The organism is Streptomyces sp. NPDC037410 (assembly GCF_055602235.1).
Window position 1 is genome coordinate 81294 of record NZ_JBVJWR010000013.1, and the last position, 13509, is coordinate 94802.

The 13509-nt window shown below is 69.6% G+C and carries 13 protein-coding genes and 1 pseudogene; 7 read left to right on the plus strand and 7 right to left on the minus strand.

Going from position 1 to position 13509, the window contains the following annotated elements; genetic code table 11:
- Window positions 1–89: 89 nt before the first annotated feature.
- Both ACZ7HT_RS22350 and ACZ7HT_RS22355 read right to left on the minus strand, forming a co-directional pair.
- Window positions 90–1232, minus strand: a complete 1143-nt coding sequence (locus ACZ7HT_RS22350) for a DUF3631 domain-containing protein (protein WP_471168493.1) — start codon at window positions 1230–1232, stop codon at window positions 90–92.
- Between the two features lie 661 nt (window positions 1233–1893).
- Window positions 1894–2088 (minus strand): helix-turn-helix transcriptional regulator, encoded by a 195-nt coding sequence (locus ACZ7HT_RS22355; protein WP_471168496.1) that lies wholly within the window; start codon window positions 2086–2088, stop codon window positions 1894–1896.
- Window positions 2089–2209: 121 nt separating this feature from the next.
- Here ACZ7HT_RS22355 and ACZ7HT_RS22360 point away from each other — a divergent pair, with 121 nt between their 5' ends.
- Together ACZ7HT_RS22360 and ACZ7HT_RS22365 are read left to right on the plus strand one after the other, a co-directional pair.
- Window positions 2210–2710 carry a helix-turn-helix transcriptional regulator gene (locus ACZ7HT_RS22360; RefSeq protein WP_471168498.1) on the plus strand — a complete coding sequence of 167 codons (501 nt, stop codon included), beginning with the start codon at window positions 2210–2212 and terminating at the stop codon, window positions 2708–2710.
- A gap of 24 nt (window positions 2711–2734) precedes the next feature.
- Window positions 2735–3887, plus strand: a pseudogene (locus ACZ7HT_RS22365) (tyrosine-type recombinase/integrase).
- Window positions 3888–3894: 7 nt separating this feature from the next.
- Here ACZ7HT_RS22365 and sodN read toward each other — a convergent pair.
- Window positions 3895–4290: a superoxide dismutase, Ni gene (gene sodN, locus ACZ7HT_RS22370; protein WP_041131199.1), complete on the minus strand. Its 396-nt coding sequence runs from the start codon at window positions 4288–4290 to the stop codon at window positions 3895–3897.
- 161 nt (window positions 4291–4451) lie between these two features.
- On the opposite strand from sodN, the gene sodX reads away from it, so the two are divergent.
- A complete protein-coding gene (gene sodX / locus ACZ7HT_RS22375; RefSeq protein ID WP_471168501.1) occupies window positions 4452–4889 on the plus strand; it encodes a nickel-type superoxide dismutase maturation protease in 438 nt (145 codons plus the stop codon).
- Here sodX and ACZ7HT_RS22380 read toward each other — a convergent pair.
- The gene (locus ACZ7HT_RS22380) at window positions 4793–5422 is read right to left on the minus strand and encodes a CGNR zinc finger domain-containing protein (protein ID WP_471168504.1); all 630 of its coding nucleotides are present in this window, start codon (window positions 5420–5422) and stop codon (window positions 4793–4795) included. The two genes, sodX and ACZ7HT_RS22380, sit on opposite strands and share 97 nt — an antisense overlap.
- A 94-nt stretch (window positions 5423–5516) precedes the next feature.
- Between ACZ7HT_RS22380 and ACZ7HT_RS22385 the strand changes: the two genes are divergently transcribed.
- The gene (locus ACZ7HT_RS22385; protein WP_471168507.1) at window positions 5517–6266 is read left to right on the plus strand and encodes a class I SAM-dependent methyltransferase; all 750 of its coding nucleotides are present in this window, start codon (window positions 5517–5519) and stop codon (window positions 6264–6266) included.
- A gap of 64 nt (window positions 6267–6330) precedes the next feature.
- Here the strand turns inward: ACZ7HT_RS22385 and ACZ7HT_RS22390 are convergent, their stop codons facing one another.
- The 3 genes from ACZ7HT_RS22390 to ACZ7HT_RS22400 are packed head-to-tail and all read right to left on the minus strand — an operon-like array spanning window position 6331 to window position 9039.
- Complete coding sequence (locus ACZ7HT_RS22390; RefSeq protein ID WP_471168510.1) at window positions 6331–7098, minus strand: amino acid ABC transporter ATP-binding protein; 768 nt, start codon at window positions 7096–7098, stop codon at window positions 6331–6333.
- Entirely contained in the window at window positions 7095–8045 is a 951-nt protein-coding gene (locus tag ACZ7HT_RS22395) for an amino acid ABC transporter permease (protein WP_471168512.1), read from the minus strand. Before ACZ7HT_RS22395 ends, ACZ7HT_RS22390 begins: the two co-directional genes overlap by 4 nt.
- A gap of 31 nt (window positions 8046–8076) precedes the next feature.
- Window positions 8077–9039: an ABC transporter substrate-binding protein gene (locus tag ACZ7HT_RS22400; protein ID WP_471168515.1), complete on the minus strand. Its 963-nt coding sequence runs from the start codon at window positions 9037–9039 to the stop codon at window positions 8077–8079.
- Between the two features lie 535 nt (window positions 9040–9574).
- Between ACZ7HT_RS22400 and ACZ7HT_RS22405 the strand changes: the two genes are divergently transcribed.
- The 3 genes from ACZ7HT_RS22405 to ACZ7HT_RS22415 all read left to right on the plus strand — a co-directional run bounded on the left by ACZ7HT_RS22405 (window position 9575) and on the right by ACZ7HT_RS22415 (window position 13398).
- Window positions 9575–10783, plus strand: a complete 1209-nt coding sequence (locus ACZ7HT_RS22405) for an NAD(P)-dependent malic enzyme (RefSeq protein ID WP_471168517.1) — start codon at window positions 9575–9577, stop codon at window positions 10781–10783.
- Between the two features lie 189 nt (window positions 10784–10972).
- Complete coding sequence (locus ACZ7HT_RS22410) at window positions 10973–11938, plus strand: zinc-binding dehydrogenase (protein ID WP_471168520.1); 966 nt, start codon at window positions 10973–10975, stop codon at window positions 11936–11938.
- Window positions 11939–12027: 89 nt separating this feature from the next.
- Window positions 12028–13398, plus strand: coding sequence for a cellulase family glycosylhydrolase (locus ACZ7HT_RS22415; RefSeq protein ID WP_471168523.1), 1371 nt, complete (start codon window positions 12028–12030; stop codon window positions 13396–13398).
- The last annotated feature ends 111 nt before the right edge of the window (window positions 13399–13509 follow it).

The window sequence follows — 13509 nt, forward strand, 5'->3', positions numbered from 1 at the left end:
ACGGAGTGATCCGTATCGGCGAGGAACCCCGTCCCCGCGCTGACCTGCGCGGGGACGGATGCGACGGAGTGATACGGACCTGGGGGCGGTCAGCGGGTGCGTGCGGAGCCGGTGCCGTTACGGGGCGGGCCGACAGGGAGGGTGCCTGCTGGCGGGACCGGAGGCTTGCCCCATGTCGGGCGTACGGGCGGGACCTCCTGTACCGGGCTGGCAGCCGGTGGGACAGGGTCCGGGCAGTAGCGGGCCCAGGCGTCGAGGAACTGGTTGCGGGCGTACGCCTTGGCCTGCCTGCCGTTCTCGAAGCGGTGGTTGGCAGGACTGATGTCGAAGTCACGCAGCAGGTTGGCCAGGTGGTAGGCGTTCAGACCCTTCGTCCCGTACTCGGCCCAGGGCGCCTCTGCGTCCTGGATGAGGGCGGCGAGCAGGTCGTGGCTGCGCAGCGCCTCCGTGTCGCCCTGTTGCTCGAACACGCGGCGGATGTCCCGCAGCAGCCGGGTCTTCAGCGTCGTCTGTTCGTCCTGGACCAGCTCGGTGCGGGTCATCGCCAGGCAGGCGGCGCGGGCCTGGGCGGGCCAGTGTCCGCCGGCCAGGTCGGCGACGATGACCAGGGGCTCCCAGGTGTCCGCGGCCCGGTCTTCGACCGGCATCGGTGGCACCAGCCGGTGTGCTGCCCCGCGCAGTGGGGTCAGCCATGCGGCCAGTCGGTCGCGCAGCGCGTTCAGTTCCGGGACGGAGTGCCGGGAGCGGAAGGGAGCGACGTTCTCGCCGGGCTTGCGCTTCTGCATGCGGAGCACGACGGCGCGGTCCATGATCGTGTCCGGCAGGTCTCCGATGCCTGCGAGCGCGGCCATGGCGAAGGTGGGGAACGCGGTCGGCTTGTGCTCTGGGCCGGAGATCCGCCAGGCGGGGCGGTTGCGCTGGTGTCCGGCGTTCAGCAGGCCACGGAGGTCCTCCTTGTCGCCGGCTTTGGGGCCGAAGATGGTGTCGGCCTCGTCCACCAGCAGCGTCGGAGGGTCCTCGCCGATGATCCGGAAGACCACTGCCGGTGAGGTGTTCACGGTCATCATCGGCTTGTGCACGGTCTCGTGGAGCACGTCCAGGACGCGGGACTTGCCGCATCCCTTGGTCGGTCCGACCACCGCCAGGCGCGGGGCGTGCTGGAGGGCGGGCTGGATGTGGGAGGCCGCCACCCAGAGGGTGACCGCGGTCAGGGCCTCCTCGCTCGGCAGCACGACGTACCGGCCGATCGCCGCACGTAGGTCGTCCAGTACGACGGTCCCGTCCTGGTCCCGGTCCGCCTTGGGACCGGCGTGCTTGCGGTCCCCAGTTTCCGGTCCGGGTTCGGGGACCGTCCCCGGAGCACTGTGGTGACCGTGGTCAACCCGGACTGTCGGTCCGGGTTCGCCGGCCGACTGACCGGAACTCTCCGCCCGGTACTCGACTTCCGGACCAGATCCACGGTCCGGGTTCCCGGTCCGGTCCGGTAGGCCGCTGAGCTGCGCGTTCTCCGTCCGTCCGGGTTCCTGGTCCGGGTTGTCCGGAACTCCGGTCCGGGTTTCGGTCGCGGGTCGGTCCGGTCCCGGACCGACCGGACCTGCGGCACGGTCCGGTCGGTCGCCGGTCCCCGGAGAGGGGGACCGGTCGTTCCCTCGGTGCCACGGGATGCCCTGGCCGGGGACCGCAGCGGCAGGCCAGACGACCTTGTGGGATGTGTTCGAGGTGGCGGGGGACGTAGAGTCCTCCATCGACGTTCCTCTCAGGTGAGGGATGGGACGGGCAAGGTCCCGCCTCTCACCGGTTCGTTCGTTCAGGGATGGGCGGCGTGCAGGGGAATCTCCGGCCCTCGGCGTTGGCGCGCCGGGGGCCGTTGCTGTGTCCGGGGCTGCCGGCGGCTCACGAGGCCAGGCCCCATTCCTCCTGGCCGGCGATCAGCGTGCGCTCGTAGCGCAGCAGCTCGGCCTCGGGGTACAGCACCCGCTTGCCGACCTTGATCCCGCGCGGCCCCTTCTTGATCTGGCGCCAGTAGCGGACGGTGCTCTCGGCTGTGCGGTAGCGCTCGGCAACCTCGGTGGTGGTCAGGTATCGCATGCATTCCCATTCGGCTAGGTGGCGATTCGATCTGCATAGAGTTGTACCCGACGATCCCCGGTTACCCAAATCGGGAGGCCCATGTTTCAATTTGGATAGCGATGGTCACGATGGAGGTTCGATGGCAGGCGACAGGCCCGATGGCGGCGAAGTGCCGCTGCTCTACAGCGAGGGGAACGTGGCCGCGCGCGTGGCCCTGGAGCGCGAGGTCAGAGGGTGGAGCACGACCGAGCTGGCCGAGCGGGTGACCAGAGCGGGCGTCAAGATGAACCAGACGGCGGTCTGGCGCATCGAGAACGGCACCCCTCGCCGGCGCATCAACCTCGACGAGGCCCTCGCCTTCAGCCGCGTCTTCGAGCTTCCCCTCGAAGAGCTGATGTCACCGCCCCTGGAGGGGCTCGACATCGCCAGCCGGCGCCTCGTCCAAGAAGCCGTCGAAGCGTTCTACGCGACCCGCGACGCGCGCGACCGCCTCCATCACGCCGTGGTCGCCATCGCCGACCACATCAAGGCCCACCCCGACAGCTCGCGGGCGATCCACGAGCAGTGCCTCCGCCTCATGGGCGACGAGCGCGACGCTCGCACGCTCAGCAACGACATCGCGGACGGCGGCCACTACTGACTACCGACACGAAGGAGAGGCCACTTGGCCAACATTCAGAAGCGCCCCAACGGCAAATGGCGTGCCCGCTACCGCGATCTCGACGGCAAGGAGCACGCCCGCCACTTCGAGCGGAAACTCGACGCCCAGCGATGGCTCGACGAGGTCACGGCCAGCATGGTCACCGGCCAGTACGTCGACCCGCGCGCCGGCCGCGTCACCTTCGAGAAGTACGCCGAGAGGTGGGAGGGCTCGCTCATCGCGAGCAAGGCGGGTGAGCGCATCACCGACAACGCGCTCCGGCTTCACCTCGTACCGGCACTGGGCGCCCGCTCCATGGCGGCGATACGCCGCAACGACATCCAGGTGCTCTTCAAGCACCTCTCCGACCAGCTCGGCCCCGGCAGCGTGCGGAACGTCTACGACGTCCGTACGCGTCATGACGGCGGCCGTGGACGACAAGGTCATCGCCTCCAGCCCGTGCCGTCGGATCACCCTCCCCGCCATGCCGGACGAGGAGGTCACCCCGCCCACGGTTGAGCAGGTTCAGGCAATGGCGGGCGTGATGCCGCCGTATATCCGCGCGGCGATCGTCACCCTCGCCGGATCAGGGCTGCGCATCGGTGAACTGCTCGGCCTGAAGGTGTCGGACGTCGACTTCAAGGCCGGCACCATCCGCGTCGAGCGGCAGCGGCTCCAGTCCGGGAAGATCGGCCCGCCGAAGACCGCGAAGTCCCGGCGCACGGTCCCGGTCGGCGAGGTCGTCATCGACGCGCTCCTCACGCACCTCGCCGCACGCCCCTCCAAGGAGTGGCTCTTCACGATGGAGGAGGGGGAGCCGCTCAACTACCGGCGGTGGAAGACCGAGTGGAACGGGGCTCGCAAGGCGCTCCAGGCGGCCGAGAACGGGGCCGCCGAGCGGGAGGGCCGTAAGGCCGTCGAGCTGCCGCACATGGTCACCCACGACCTGCGGCACTTCTACGCCTCCGCGCTCATCGCCGGTGGCGCGAGCGTCAAGCAGGTGCAGTTGGTCCTCGGGCACGCGTCCGCTGTCATCACGCTGCGGATTTACGCGCACCTCTGGCCCGGGGAAGAAGACCGCACCCGGGCCGTCATGGACGCCGTGCTCGGCGGCCTGCGGACCGGGTGCGGACAGGTAGGCGGCATGACCCGCGAAACCGCAGGTCAGAACGCCTAACCAGAGATCAAGCCTTCTTGGTCTCCCAGAAGATGCGGTCGATCTCGGCGATGAGCTCCAGCGCCTTCTCGCCCGTCTTCGGGTCCGTCGACGCCTTGGCGGCCGAGAGGGCCTTCAGGGTGTCGTTGACCAGCTGGTTGAGCTCGGGGTACTTCTCGAAGTGCGGGGCCTTGAAGTAGTCGCTCCAGAGCACCGAGACGTGGTGCTTGGCGAGCTCGGCGCGCTGCTCCTTGATGACCGTGGCGCGCGCGCGGAAGTGCGGGTCCTCGTTGGCCAGGTACTTCTCCTGGACAGCCTTGACGGACTCGGCCTCGATGCGGGCCTGGGCGGGGTCGTACACACCGCACGGGAGGTCGCAGTGGGCGCTGACCTTCACCTTGGGGGCAAACAGGCGGGAGAGCATTGAGCTGTCCTTCCTCGTGATCGTCTTCTCAGGTGGGACATTACTCGGTGAGAAAGGCGTTTTCGCGGGCGCCCCCTGGGGCTTAGGTCAAAAGTCCAGGGTCAGTATGGGTCGAGTGGACGAGTGGACGAGTCGACTCGGTGTGGAGCGGGAGGTGCCCAGTGACGGGATCGGGGCGGGAGCGGGTGGCCGAGGCGAGTTCACCGCCGTTCGGCATCGCCGAGGTGACCGGGATTTCGATGGTGCCCACGCTGTTGCACGGGGATCAGCTGCTCGTACAGTACGGGGCGCGGCTGCGGGCCGGCTGTGTGGCCGTGCTGCGGCATCCGCTCCAGCAGGATCTGCTCATCGTGAAGCGGCTGATCGAGCGACGTGACGGCGGCTGGTGGGTGCTGGGTGACAACCCGGATGCCGAGGGGGACAGCCGGGTCTTCGGGGCCGTACCGCCCGATCTGGTTCTCGGGCGGGTGCGGGCGCGGTACCGGCCGGTGACGCCGGGGCGTCAGCGTTCGCCGGCCGTGATGCTCTCCTGGCTGGTGTCCTCGGTCAGGCCCGTCCGGTCCGACCGCTCGGCCTCCAGGCGCTTGCGGGCCCGGTAGGCGGCCACGTTGGCGCGGGTCGCGCAGCGGTCCGAGCAGTAGCGGCGGGAGCGGTTGGTGGAGGTGTCCAGGTAGGCGTTGCGGCAGGGCGGCGCCTGGCAGAGGCCGAGCCGGTCAGCGCCGAACTCGGTCAGGTGGAAGGCGAGGCCCATCGCCGAGATGGCGGCGTAGCCCGTGGTCGCGTTCGAGGAGTGGTCGGCGAGGTGCATGTGCCACCGGGGCCGGCCCTCCTCGTCGAGGGTGTCGTGGCCGGAGATCTGCGGGCTGACGGGGAACTCCAGGAGGAGCGAGTTGAGGAGGTCGACCGCGCCCGTGTGGTCGCCCTCGTCGGCCGCGGCGAAGACCGCCCGGAGGCGGGCCCGCACCGTGCGGAAGCGCGGCAGGTCGGCCTCCGTGACCCGCCTGGCCATCTGCGTGGCGGGGCCGAAGAGGTCCCGGAGCACCTCGACGGAGGTCAGGGCGTCCTTGTTGCGGGCGGGCTCCTCGGTGTTGACCAGACGCACGGCGAAGTCCGAGTAATGGGCCAGTTCCACTTGTAGTCCTTACTTCGGAGGGCTAGTGTCTCGCTCGGAGGGGGTAACGCCTGTTTCCCCTTCGAGGGTATTACGAACGCGGGGAGGACAGGTCATGACCGGAACCGACTGGGCGGGCTGGCAGCAGAGCTGGGACCGTCAGCAGGAGTGGTACATGCCGGACCGTGAGGAGCGGTTCCGCGTGATGCTCGACATGGTCGAGGCCCTCGTGGGACCGAAGCCCCGCGTCCTCGACCTCGCGTGCGGTACGGGGAGTATTACGAGCCGGCTGCTCCGGCGGTTCCCCGACGCGACCAGTATCGGCGTCGACCTGGACCCGGCCCTCCTCGCCATCGCCGAGGGCTCCTTCGCGGGCGACGAGCGCGTCACCTTCGTGACCGCCGACCTCAAGGACCCCTCGTGGGCCGAGAGCCTGCCCCAGGGGCGGTACGACGCCGTTCTCACCGCCACCGCCCTCCACTGGCTCCACAGCGAGCCCCTGACCGCCCTCTACGGGCAGCTCGCGGGTCTCGTCCGCGACGGCGGGGTCTTCATGAACGCCGACCACATGATCGACGAGGCCACGCCCCGCATCAACGCCGCCGAGCGCGCCCAGCGGCACGCCCGGATGGACCGGGAGAAGGCCGCCGGAGTCCTCGACTGGGCCGATTGGTGGGCCGTCGCCGCGAAGGACCCGGTCCTCGCCGGGCCCACCGCCCGCCGCTACGAGATCTACGGCGAGCACGCCGACGGGGACATGCCCTCGCCCCGCTGGCACGCCGAGACCCTCCGCGCCGCCGGCTTCGGCGAGGCCAGGACGGTCTGGGCCTCGCCCTCCGACACCCTCCTCCTCGCCGTGAAGTAGCCGGGGAGGGACGCGGAAGGGGCGGTGCGGGCCTTCCAGCCCGTACCGCCCCTTCCGACGCGTCTTACAGCACCTTCGAGAGGAACGCCTTCGTCCGGTCGTGCTGCGGGTTCGTCAGGACGTCCCGCGGGTTGCCCGACTCGACCACCACGCCGCCGTCCATGAAGACCAGCGAGTCGCCGACCTCGCGGGCGAAGCCCATCTCGTGCGTGACGACGATCATCGTCATGCCCGACTCGGCCAGGTCCCGCATGACGTCGAGGACGTCACCCACGAGCTCCGGGTCGAGCGCCGAGGTCGGCTCGTCGAAGAGCATCAGCTTCGGCTCCATCGCCAGCGCGCGGGCGATGGCCACGCGCTGCTGCTGGCCGCCGGAGAGCTGCGACGGGTAGTTGCCCATCTTGTCCCCGAGGCCGACCCGGTCGAGCAGGCGCTCGGCCCGCTCGCGCGCCACCGCCTTGGACTCGCCCTTCACCTGGATGGGCGCCTCCATGACGTTGGCCAGGGCCGTCATGTGGGGGAAGAGGTTGAAGCGCTGGAAGACCATGCCGATGTCACGGCGCTGGACCGCGACCTCACTGTCCTTCAGCTCGTAGAGCTTGTCGCCCTTCTGCTTGTAGCCCACCAGCTCGCCGTCGACCGAGAGTCGGCCGCCGTCGATGCGCTCCAGGTGGTTGATGCAGCGCAGGAAGGTCGACTTTCCGGAGCCGGAGGGGCCGACGAGGCAGAAGACCTCGCCGTTCTGCACCTCCAGGTCGATGCCGCGGAGGATGTGGGCCGCGCCGTAGGACTTGTGGACGCCTTCGGCCTTGACCATGGGCTGACCGGTCATGCCGCACCCTCCGGGGAACGCTTGAACGTGATCACATTCTTCTTGACGCGCTGCCACGGGGTGGGCGGCAGGTTGCGCGTCGAGCCGCGGGCGAAACGCCGCTCCAGGTAGTACTGGCCGACGCTGAACACGCTGGTCAGCGCCAGGTACCAGATCGATGCCACGAAGAGCATCTCCATGACGGCGCCCGCCGTGTTGCCGATGTTCGACGAGGCCCGCAGGAGCTCGGTGTACTGCACGGCCGAGACCAGGGACGAGGTCTTCAGCATGTTGATGAACTCGTTGCCCGTCGGCGGCACGATCACCCGCATGGCCTGCGGGAGCACGATGCGGCCCATGGTCTTCGTCGAGGACATGCCGAGCGCGTGCGCCGCCTCGGTCTGGCCCTCGTCGACCGACTGGATGCCGGCGCGGACGATCTCCGCCATGTAGGCGCCCTCGTTCAGACCGAGGCCGAGCAGGGCCACCATGAACGGCGTCATGACGTCCACGGTCTCGTTCTTGTAGATCGGACCGAGGTTGATGTAGTGGAAGATCAGCGACAGGTTGAACCACACCAGCAGCTGGACGTACACCGGGGTGCCGCGGAAGAACCAGATGTAGAGCCAGGCGACCGCGCCGGTCACCGGGTTCTTGGAGAGCCGCATCACGGCGAAGACGACGCCGAGGACGAGGCCCAGCGCCATCGACGAGATGCTGATGATGATGGTGTTCCACATGCCGCTGATCACGGACGGGTCGAACACCTTGTCCCACACCGTCGCCCAGACGACATCACCCTGGGAGAAGGCGTAGACGAGCCACCCGAGGAGGACGACGACCACGACGGCGCTGACCCAGCGGCCGTAGTGCCGCACGGGGATGGCCTTGATCGCCTCGTACGGGACGCCCGAGGGGGTGGGACCGGCCGGAGCGGCGGCCGGTTCCTTGCTGATCTTGTCAGTCATGACGACTGCCCTTCAGTGGTACGAGGAGAGGTCACTTGCCGGCGTTGATCGTGGCCGACTTGACCGCGCTGTCCTCGACGTCCCACTTCTTCAGGACCTCAGCGTACGACCCGTCCTTGATGATCGCGTCGAGCGCTTCCTTGACGGCGTCGCGCAGCTGGGTGTTGTCCTTCGAGACGCCGATGCCGAAGAGGCCGACGTCGCTCTGGCTGCCGACGACCTCGAAGTCGTTGCCGCCGCCCGAGGTCTTCGCGATGTACGCGGCGACCGGGTAGTCGTTCAGGTCGGCGACCGCGCCGCCGGCCTTCACGCGGGTCTGGGCCTCGGCGTCGGTGTCGAAGGCCTGGATGGTCAGCTTCTTGTCGCCGCACTTGGTGGCCTGCGCCTTGAAGGTGTCCTCGTAGATCGTGCCGCGCTGGACGGCGACGGTCTTGCCGCAGAGGTCGTCGAGGGAGTTGACGCCCTGCGGGTTGCCCTTCTTGACCAGCAGGGAGACGCCGGAGCTGAAGTAGTCGACGAAGTCGATGCCCTTGCCGATCTTCTTCCCGTTGTCGTCCAGGCCCTCCTGGCGCTTCTTGTTGTCCGTCATCGAGGACATGATCAGCTGCTGGCGGCCGGTGTAGATCGAGGTGATCAGGCCGTCGAAGGTGCCCGAGACGAACTCGAGCTTGACGCCGAGCTGCTTGCTGAGGGCCTCCCCGAGGTCCGGGTCGACACCGACGATCTTGCCGCCGTCGGTGAACTCCATCGGGGCGTACGAGGCGTCCGTGCCGACCTTGATGACGCCCGCCTTCTGGATGTCGGCGGGGAGCTTCGAGAAGAGCGGGGCCTTGCTCGCGGCGGCCGAACCGGTCTCCTTCGTGGTGTTCGCGCTCTCGGTCTGGTCGCCACAGGCGGTCAGCAGCATCGAGCCGGCGACCGCGATGGCGGCGACCGCGGCAAGACGGGAGGTGCGGGTCTTGGCGGTCGTACAGCGCGTGGAGCGTGCGGTCATGGTCGGGTTCCTCCGGCGTGTGAGGTGCTGCCAGGTGTCGCGTACACATCTTCGAGTGTCGCGACCTCGTGTGATTACGGCATCTTGCCATTCGGACTGCCACAAACCGACGGCCTCGGATGTCAAAATCGGGTAACGGGTGATCCCGAAATCGCTACAGGCCGGTACATCAAGACCGGATCTTCTGCGGAATCCCTTCCCCATCACCGGAAAATCTGCTGTTCATCTCGCCATTCGGACGACGGGAAGGCCGCCAATCGGGTGTGGAATGCATCTATCGGGACATCGGGTGACGTGTCGTTCTCCGTACCCGTCCGGACGCACTCGGTATGAGTCGTGTCACCGAGCGGATATGGACTCGTCTGCGGTGCCGTCTGTCCGGTAAGAAGGATCCTTACACCCCTCATCCGGGGCTCAGGGCGCGTTGTGCGGCGCGCCCGCGCGGCTGCCAGACACGGCGGCCGCGGGACCCGCCCACCGCTCCGCACCAGGAGCGGCCAACCCTCAAATGCAGCAGACTCAAGGGGTCAACCCAATGGCAGCGGAAATCGTCAATCCTCACAACGACAGCGGTACGGAGGCTCCCGAGGAGCCCTTCGATCCTGTCTTCGCCCTTCACCGGGGCGGCAAGATGGCCGTGGCGGCCACCGTCCCCCTGCGGGACAAGGACGACCTGTCCCTCGCGTACACGCCCGGCGTCGCCAAGGTGTGCACCGCCATCGCCGAGCAGCCCGAGCTGGTCAACGACTACACCTGGAAGTCCCAGGTCGTGGCCGTCGTGACCGACGGTACGGCCGTTCTCGGTCTCGGCGACATCGGCCCGGAGGCCTCCCTCCCGGTCATGGAGGGGAAGGCCATCCTCTTCAAGCAGTTCGGCGGCGTGGACGCGGTCCCGATCGCCCTCGCCACCACCGACGCCGACGAGATCGTCGAGACCGTCGTCCGGCTCGCCCCCTCCTTCGGCGGAGTGAACCTGGAGGACATCTCGGCCCCGCGGTGCTTCGAGATCGAGCGCAAGCTCCAGGAGCGCCTCGACATCCCGGTCTTCCACGACGACCAGCACGGCACCGCGATCGTCACGCTCGCGGCCCTCCGCAACGCGGCGAAGCTGACCGGCCGGACCCTCGGCGACCTGCGCGGTGTCATCTCCGGCGCCGGCGCGGCCGGTGTGGCCATCGCGAAGTTCCTCCTGCAGGCCGGCCTCGGCGACGTCGCCGTCGCCGACCGCAAGGGCATCGTCAGCCGCGACCGCGAGGACCTCACGGACGTCAAGCGCGAGATCGCCGAGCTCACCAACAAGGCGGGCCTCAGCGGCTCCCTGGAGAGCGCCCTGGCCGGCGCGGACGTCTTCATCGGCGTCTCCGGCGGTACGGTCCCCGAGGCTGCCGTCGCCGCCATGGCCCCGAACGCCTTCGTGTTCGCCATGGCCAACCCGAACCCCGAGGTCCACCCCGACGTCGCGCACAAGTACGCGGCCGTCGTGGCGACCGGCCGTTCGGACTACCCGAACCAGATCAACAACGTCCTCGCGTTCCCCGGCATCTTCGCCGGCGCGCTCCAGGTCCGGGCCTCCCGGATCACCGAGGGCATGAAGATCGCCGCGGCCAACGCCATCGCGGACGTCGTGGGCGACGAGCTCGCCGCCGACTGCGTGATCCCGTCGCCGTTCGACGAGCGGGTCGCCCCGGCCGTCGCGGCCGCGGTCGCCGCCGCCGCCCGCGCCGAGGGCGTCGCCCGCCGCTGACGCGCCTCTGGCCATGCCGAAGGGCCCCGTCCCCGGATCACACCGGGACGGGGCCCTTCGGCGTCCGGGGCCCTTCGGCGTGCGGGGTGCGTCGGCGCATCGGGCGATCGCGTGAGGGTTGTCCGGGCGACGTGGGTCACACCCGGGTGTGGTTCCGTCACGTACCGGAGGCGCCCTAGGGTCGGGGCCATGTTCGCTGCCTACGCTGCCCGAATCGACCGCGACCAGCCCCTGAACGGCCTCGAATTGGGCGAACGTCCCGAACCCGAGGCGCGGCCCGGGTGGACCACCGTCACCGTCAAGGCCGCCTCGCTCAACCACCACGACCTGTGGTCGCTGCGCGGGGTCGGCCTGCCCGAGGAGAAGCTGCCGATGATCCTCGGCTGCGACGCCTCCGGCATCGACGAGGACGGCAACGAGGTCGTCCTGCACTCCGTCATCGGCCAGACGGGCCACGGCGTCGGCCCGGACGAGCCCCGGTCCATCCTCACCGAGCGCTACCAGGGCACCTTCGCCGAGCGGGTGACCGTCCCCCGCTGGAACGTGCTGCCCAAGCCGAAGGAACTGTCCTTCGAGGAGGCCGCCTGCCTCCCCACCGCCTGGCTGACCGCGTACCGCATGCTCTTCACCAACGCCGGCGTGCGGCCCGGCGACTCCGTGCTCGTGCAGGGCGCGGGCGGCGGCGTCGCCACCGCCGCGATCGCCCTCGGCAAGGCGGCCGGCCTGCGGGTCTTCGCCACCAGCCGCGACGAGGCCAAGCGGAAGCGGGCCGTCGAGCTCGGCGCCGTCGAGGCGTACGGGCCGGGGGCGCGGCTCCCGCAGCGGGTGGACGCCGTCATCGAGACCGTCGGCGCCGCCACCTGGTCGCACTCGGTCAAGTCCCTGCGGCCCGGCGGCACGCTCGTCATCTCGGGCGCCACGAGCGGCGACCGCCCCGCGCACGCCGAGCTGACCCGGATCTTCTTCCTGGAGCTGAAGGTCGTCGGCTCGACCATGGGCTCCAAGGACGAGCTGGAGGACCTCCTCTCCTTCTGCGCGGCGACGGGCGTCCGGCCGGTGATCGACGAGGTCCTGCCGCTGGACCGGGCTCGTGAGGGCTTCGAGAAGATGGCCTCCGGCGAGCTCTTCGGAAAGATCGTTCTGAAGACCTCCTGACCGACATCTTGAAGTGGGTCGGTTGACCTGATGGGATCTCCGGCACGCGAGACGTGAACATCGCTCACCTTGTCGTGCCGGAGGCCTCCTTGTTGCGAACCACCCTCGCGGCGACCGTCGTCGTCGCCTCGCTGCTCGCCCCGACCGCCGCCAGAGCGGAGACCGGCGGTGACGCGATTCCCGCCCTCACCGACTCACGCGGCCGGGTCCTCACCCTGCGCGGCTGGAACGTCGGGGACAAGACGCACAGCGGCGACACCGCCCTCTCCTGGATCACCGAGAAGCACTTCCGCGACATGCGGGCCAAGGGCTTCAACACCGCCCGGGTCCTGGTCTTCTGGGACGACCTGGAGCCCCGGCCCGGCCAGTACAGCCAGGTGTACCTGAGCAAGATCGAACGGGTCCTGGACTGGGCCGAGAAGTACGACGTCAAGGTCATCCTCGACGCCCACCAGGACGTCTTCGGTCCCGCCTTCGGCTCGCGTGGCATTCCGGCGTGGGCGACCAGGACCGACGGGCTGCCGTTCACCCCGCACCCCGACGACTGGTTCTCCCAGTACTTCGAGCCCGCCGTCCAGCGCGCCTTCACCCACCTCTACGAGGACGCCGACCTCCAGCGCGCCCAGGCACGCATGTGGCGGGTGCTCGCCGACCGCTTCGAGGACCACCCGGCCGTGCTCGGCTACGACCTCATCAACGAGCCGATGGGCGAGCTCCGCGAGGGCGAGGACCTCGCGACGGCCGCCCGGCGCATCGAACGCGACCAGGTCACCCCGATGTACAACCGGATCGCGGACGCGATCCGCTCGGTCGACAAGGACGGGTGGGTCTTCGTCGAGCCGACCCCGATCGTGGGCGAGGGCGTGCCCACGGGTCTGGGCCGGATCGACGACCCGAAGGTCGTCTACGCCCCCCACTTCTACAACAGCACCATGGAGGCGGGCGGCGACTACGACCCGTCGGCCGGCTGGATCGAGAACTACGAGGCGGCGGTCACCCAGTACCCGAAGGAGTACAAGGTGCCCGTGGTCGTGGGGGAGTGGGGGCCGCTCAACAACTCCCTGCCGAACATGAACCGCTTCTACCGCGAGGCCATGGCCTCCCTAGGCCGCTACGGCTCCGGCTGGACCGGCTGGGAGTGGTGCTACGGCGGCGGCTACTGCGCCGTGGACGGCGCCGGGGCCTTCCGTACGAACAAGGAGCTGACCGCCGAGCCCTACGCGGAGGCGGTCGCGGGCCGGGTCCGCTCCGCCGCGTACGACCCGTCGTCCGGGGTCTACCGCCTGTCGTACGACGCGGCCTCCCGGCGCGGCTCCCGCGTCACCGAGCTCTCCCTGCCGCCCGGCGACTGGCGCGTGACCGCCCAGGGCGCGGCGCGGGTGCTCCGCAAGGACCGAGGCCGCGCCTGGATCCTCGCGACGCCCGGCGCCCGCGTGACCGTCACGGCCACGCGCGGCTGACGGGCCGGGGGGCGTGGGGGGGGGGGGGGGGGGGGGGGGGGGGGGGGGGGGGGGGGGGGGGGGGGGGGGGGGGGGGGGGGGGGGGGGGGTGGGGGTCGCTTGTGTACTTAG

Bases quoted from the DNA above. Each gene is read 5' to 3' on its own strand.
- ACZ7HT_RS22355 (WP_471168496.1), bottom strand. From the start codon at position 2,088: ATGCGATACCTGACCACCACCGAGGTTGCCGAGCGCTACCGCACAGCC.
- ACZ7HT_RS22360 (WP_471168498.1), top strand. From the start codon at position 2,210: ATGGCAGGCGACAGGCCCGATGGCGGCGAAGTGCCGCTGCTCTACAGC.
- sodN (WP_041131199.1), bottom strand. From the start codon at position 4,290: ATGCTCTCCCGCCTGTTTGCCCCCAAGGTGAAGGTCAGCGCCCACTGC.
- ACZ7HT_RS22385 (WP_471168507.1), top strand. From the start codon at position 5,517: ATGACCGGAACCGACTGGGCGGGCTGGCAGCAGAGCTGGGACCGTCAG.
- ACZ7HT_RS22390 (WP_471168510.1), bottom strand. From the start codon at position 7,098: ATGACCGGTCAGCCCATGGTCAAGGCCGAAGGCGTCCACAAGTCCTAC.
- ACZ7HT_RS22395 (WP_471168512.1), bottom strand. From the start codon at position 8,045: ATGACTGACAAGATCAGCAAGGAACCGGCCGCCGCTCCGGCCGGTCCC.
- ACZ7HT_RS22400 (WP_471168515.1), bottom strand. From the start codon at position 9,039: ATGACCGCACGCTCCACGCGCTGTACGACCGCCAAGACCCGCACCTCC.
- ACZ7HT_RS22405 (WP_471168517.1), top strand. From the start codon at position 9,575: ATGGCAGCGGAAATCGTCAATCCTCACAACGACAGCGGTACGGAGGCT.
- ACZ7HT_RS22410 (WP_471168520.1), top strand. From the start codon at position 10,973: ATGTTCGCTGCCTACGCTGCCCGAATCGACCGCGACCAGCCCCTGAAC.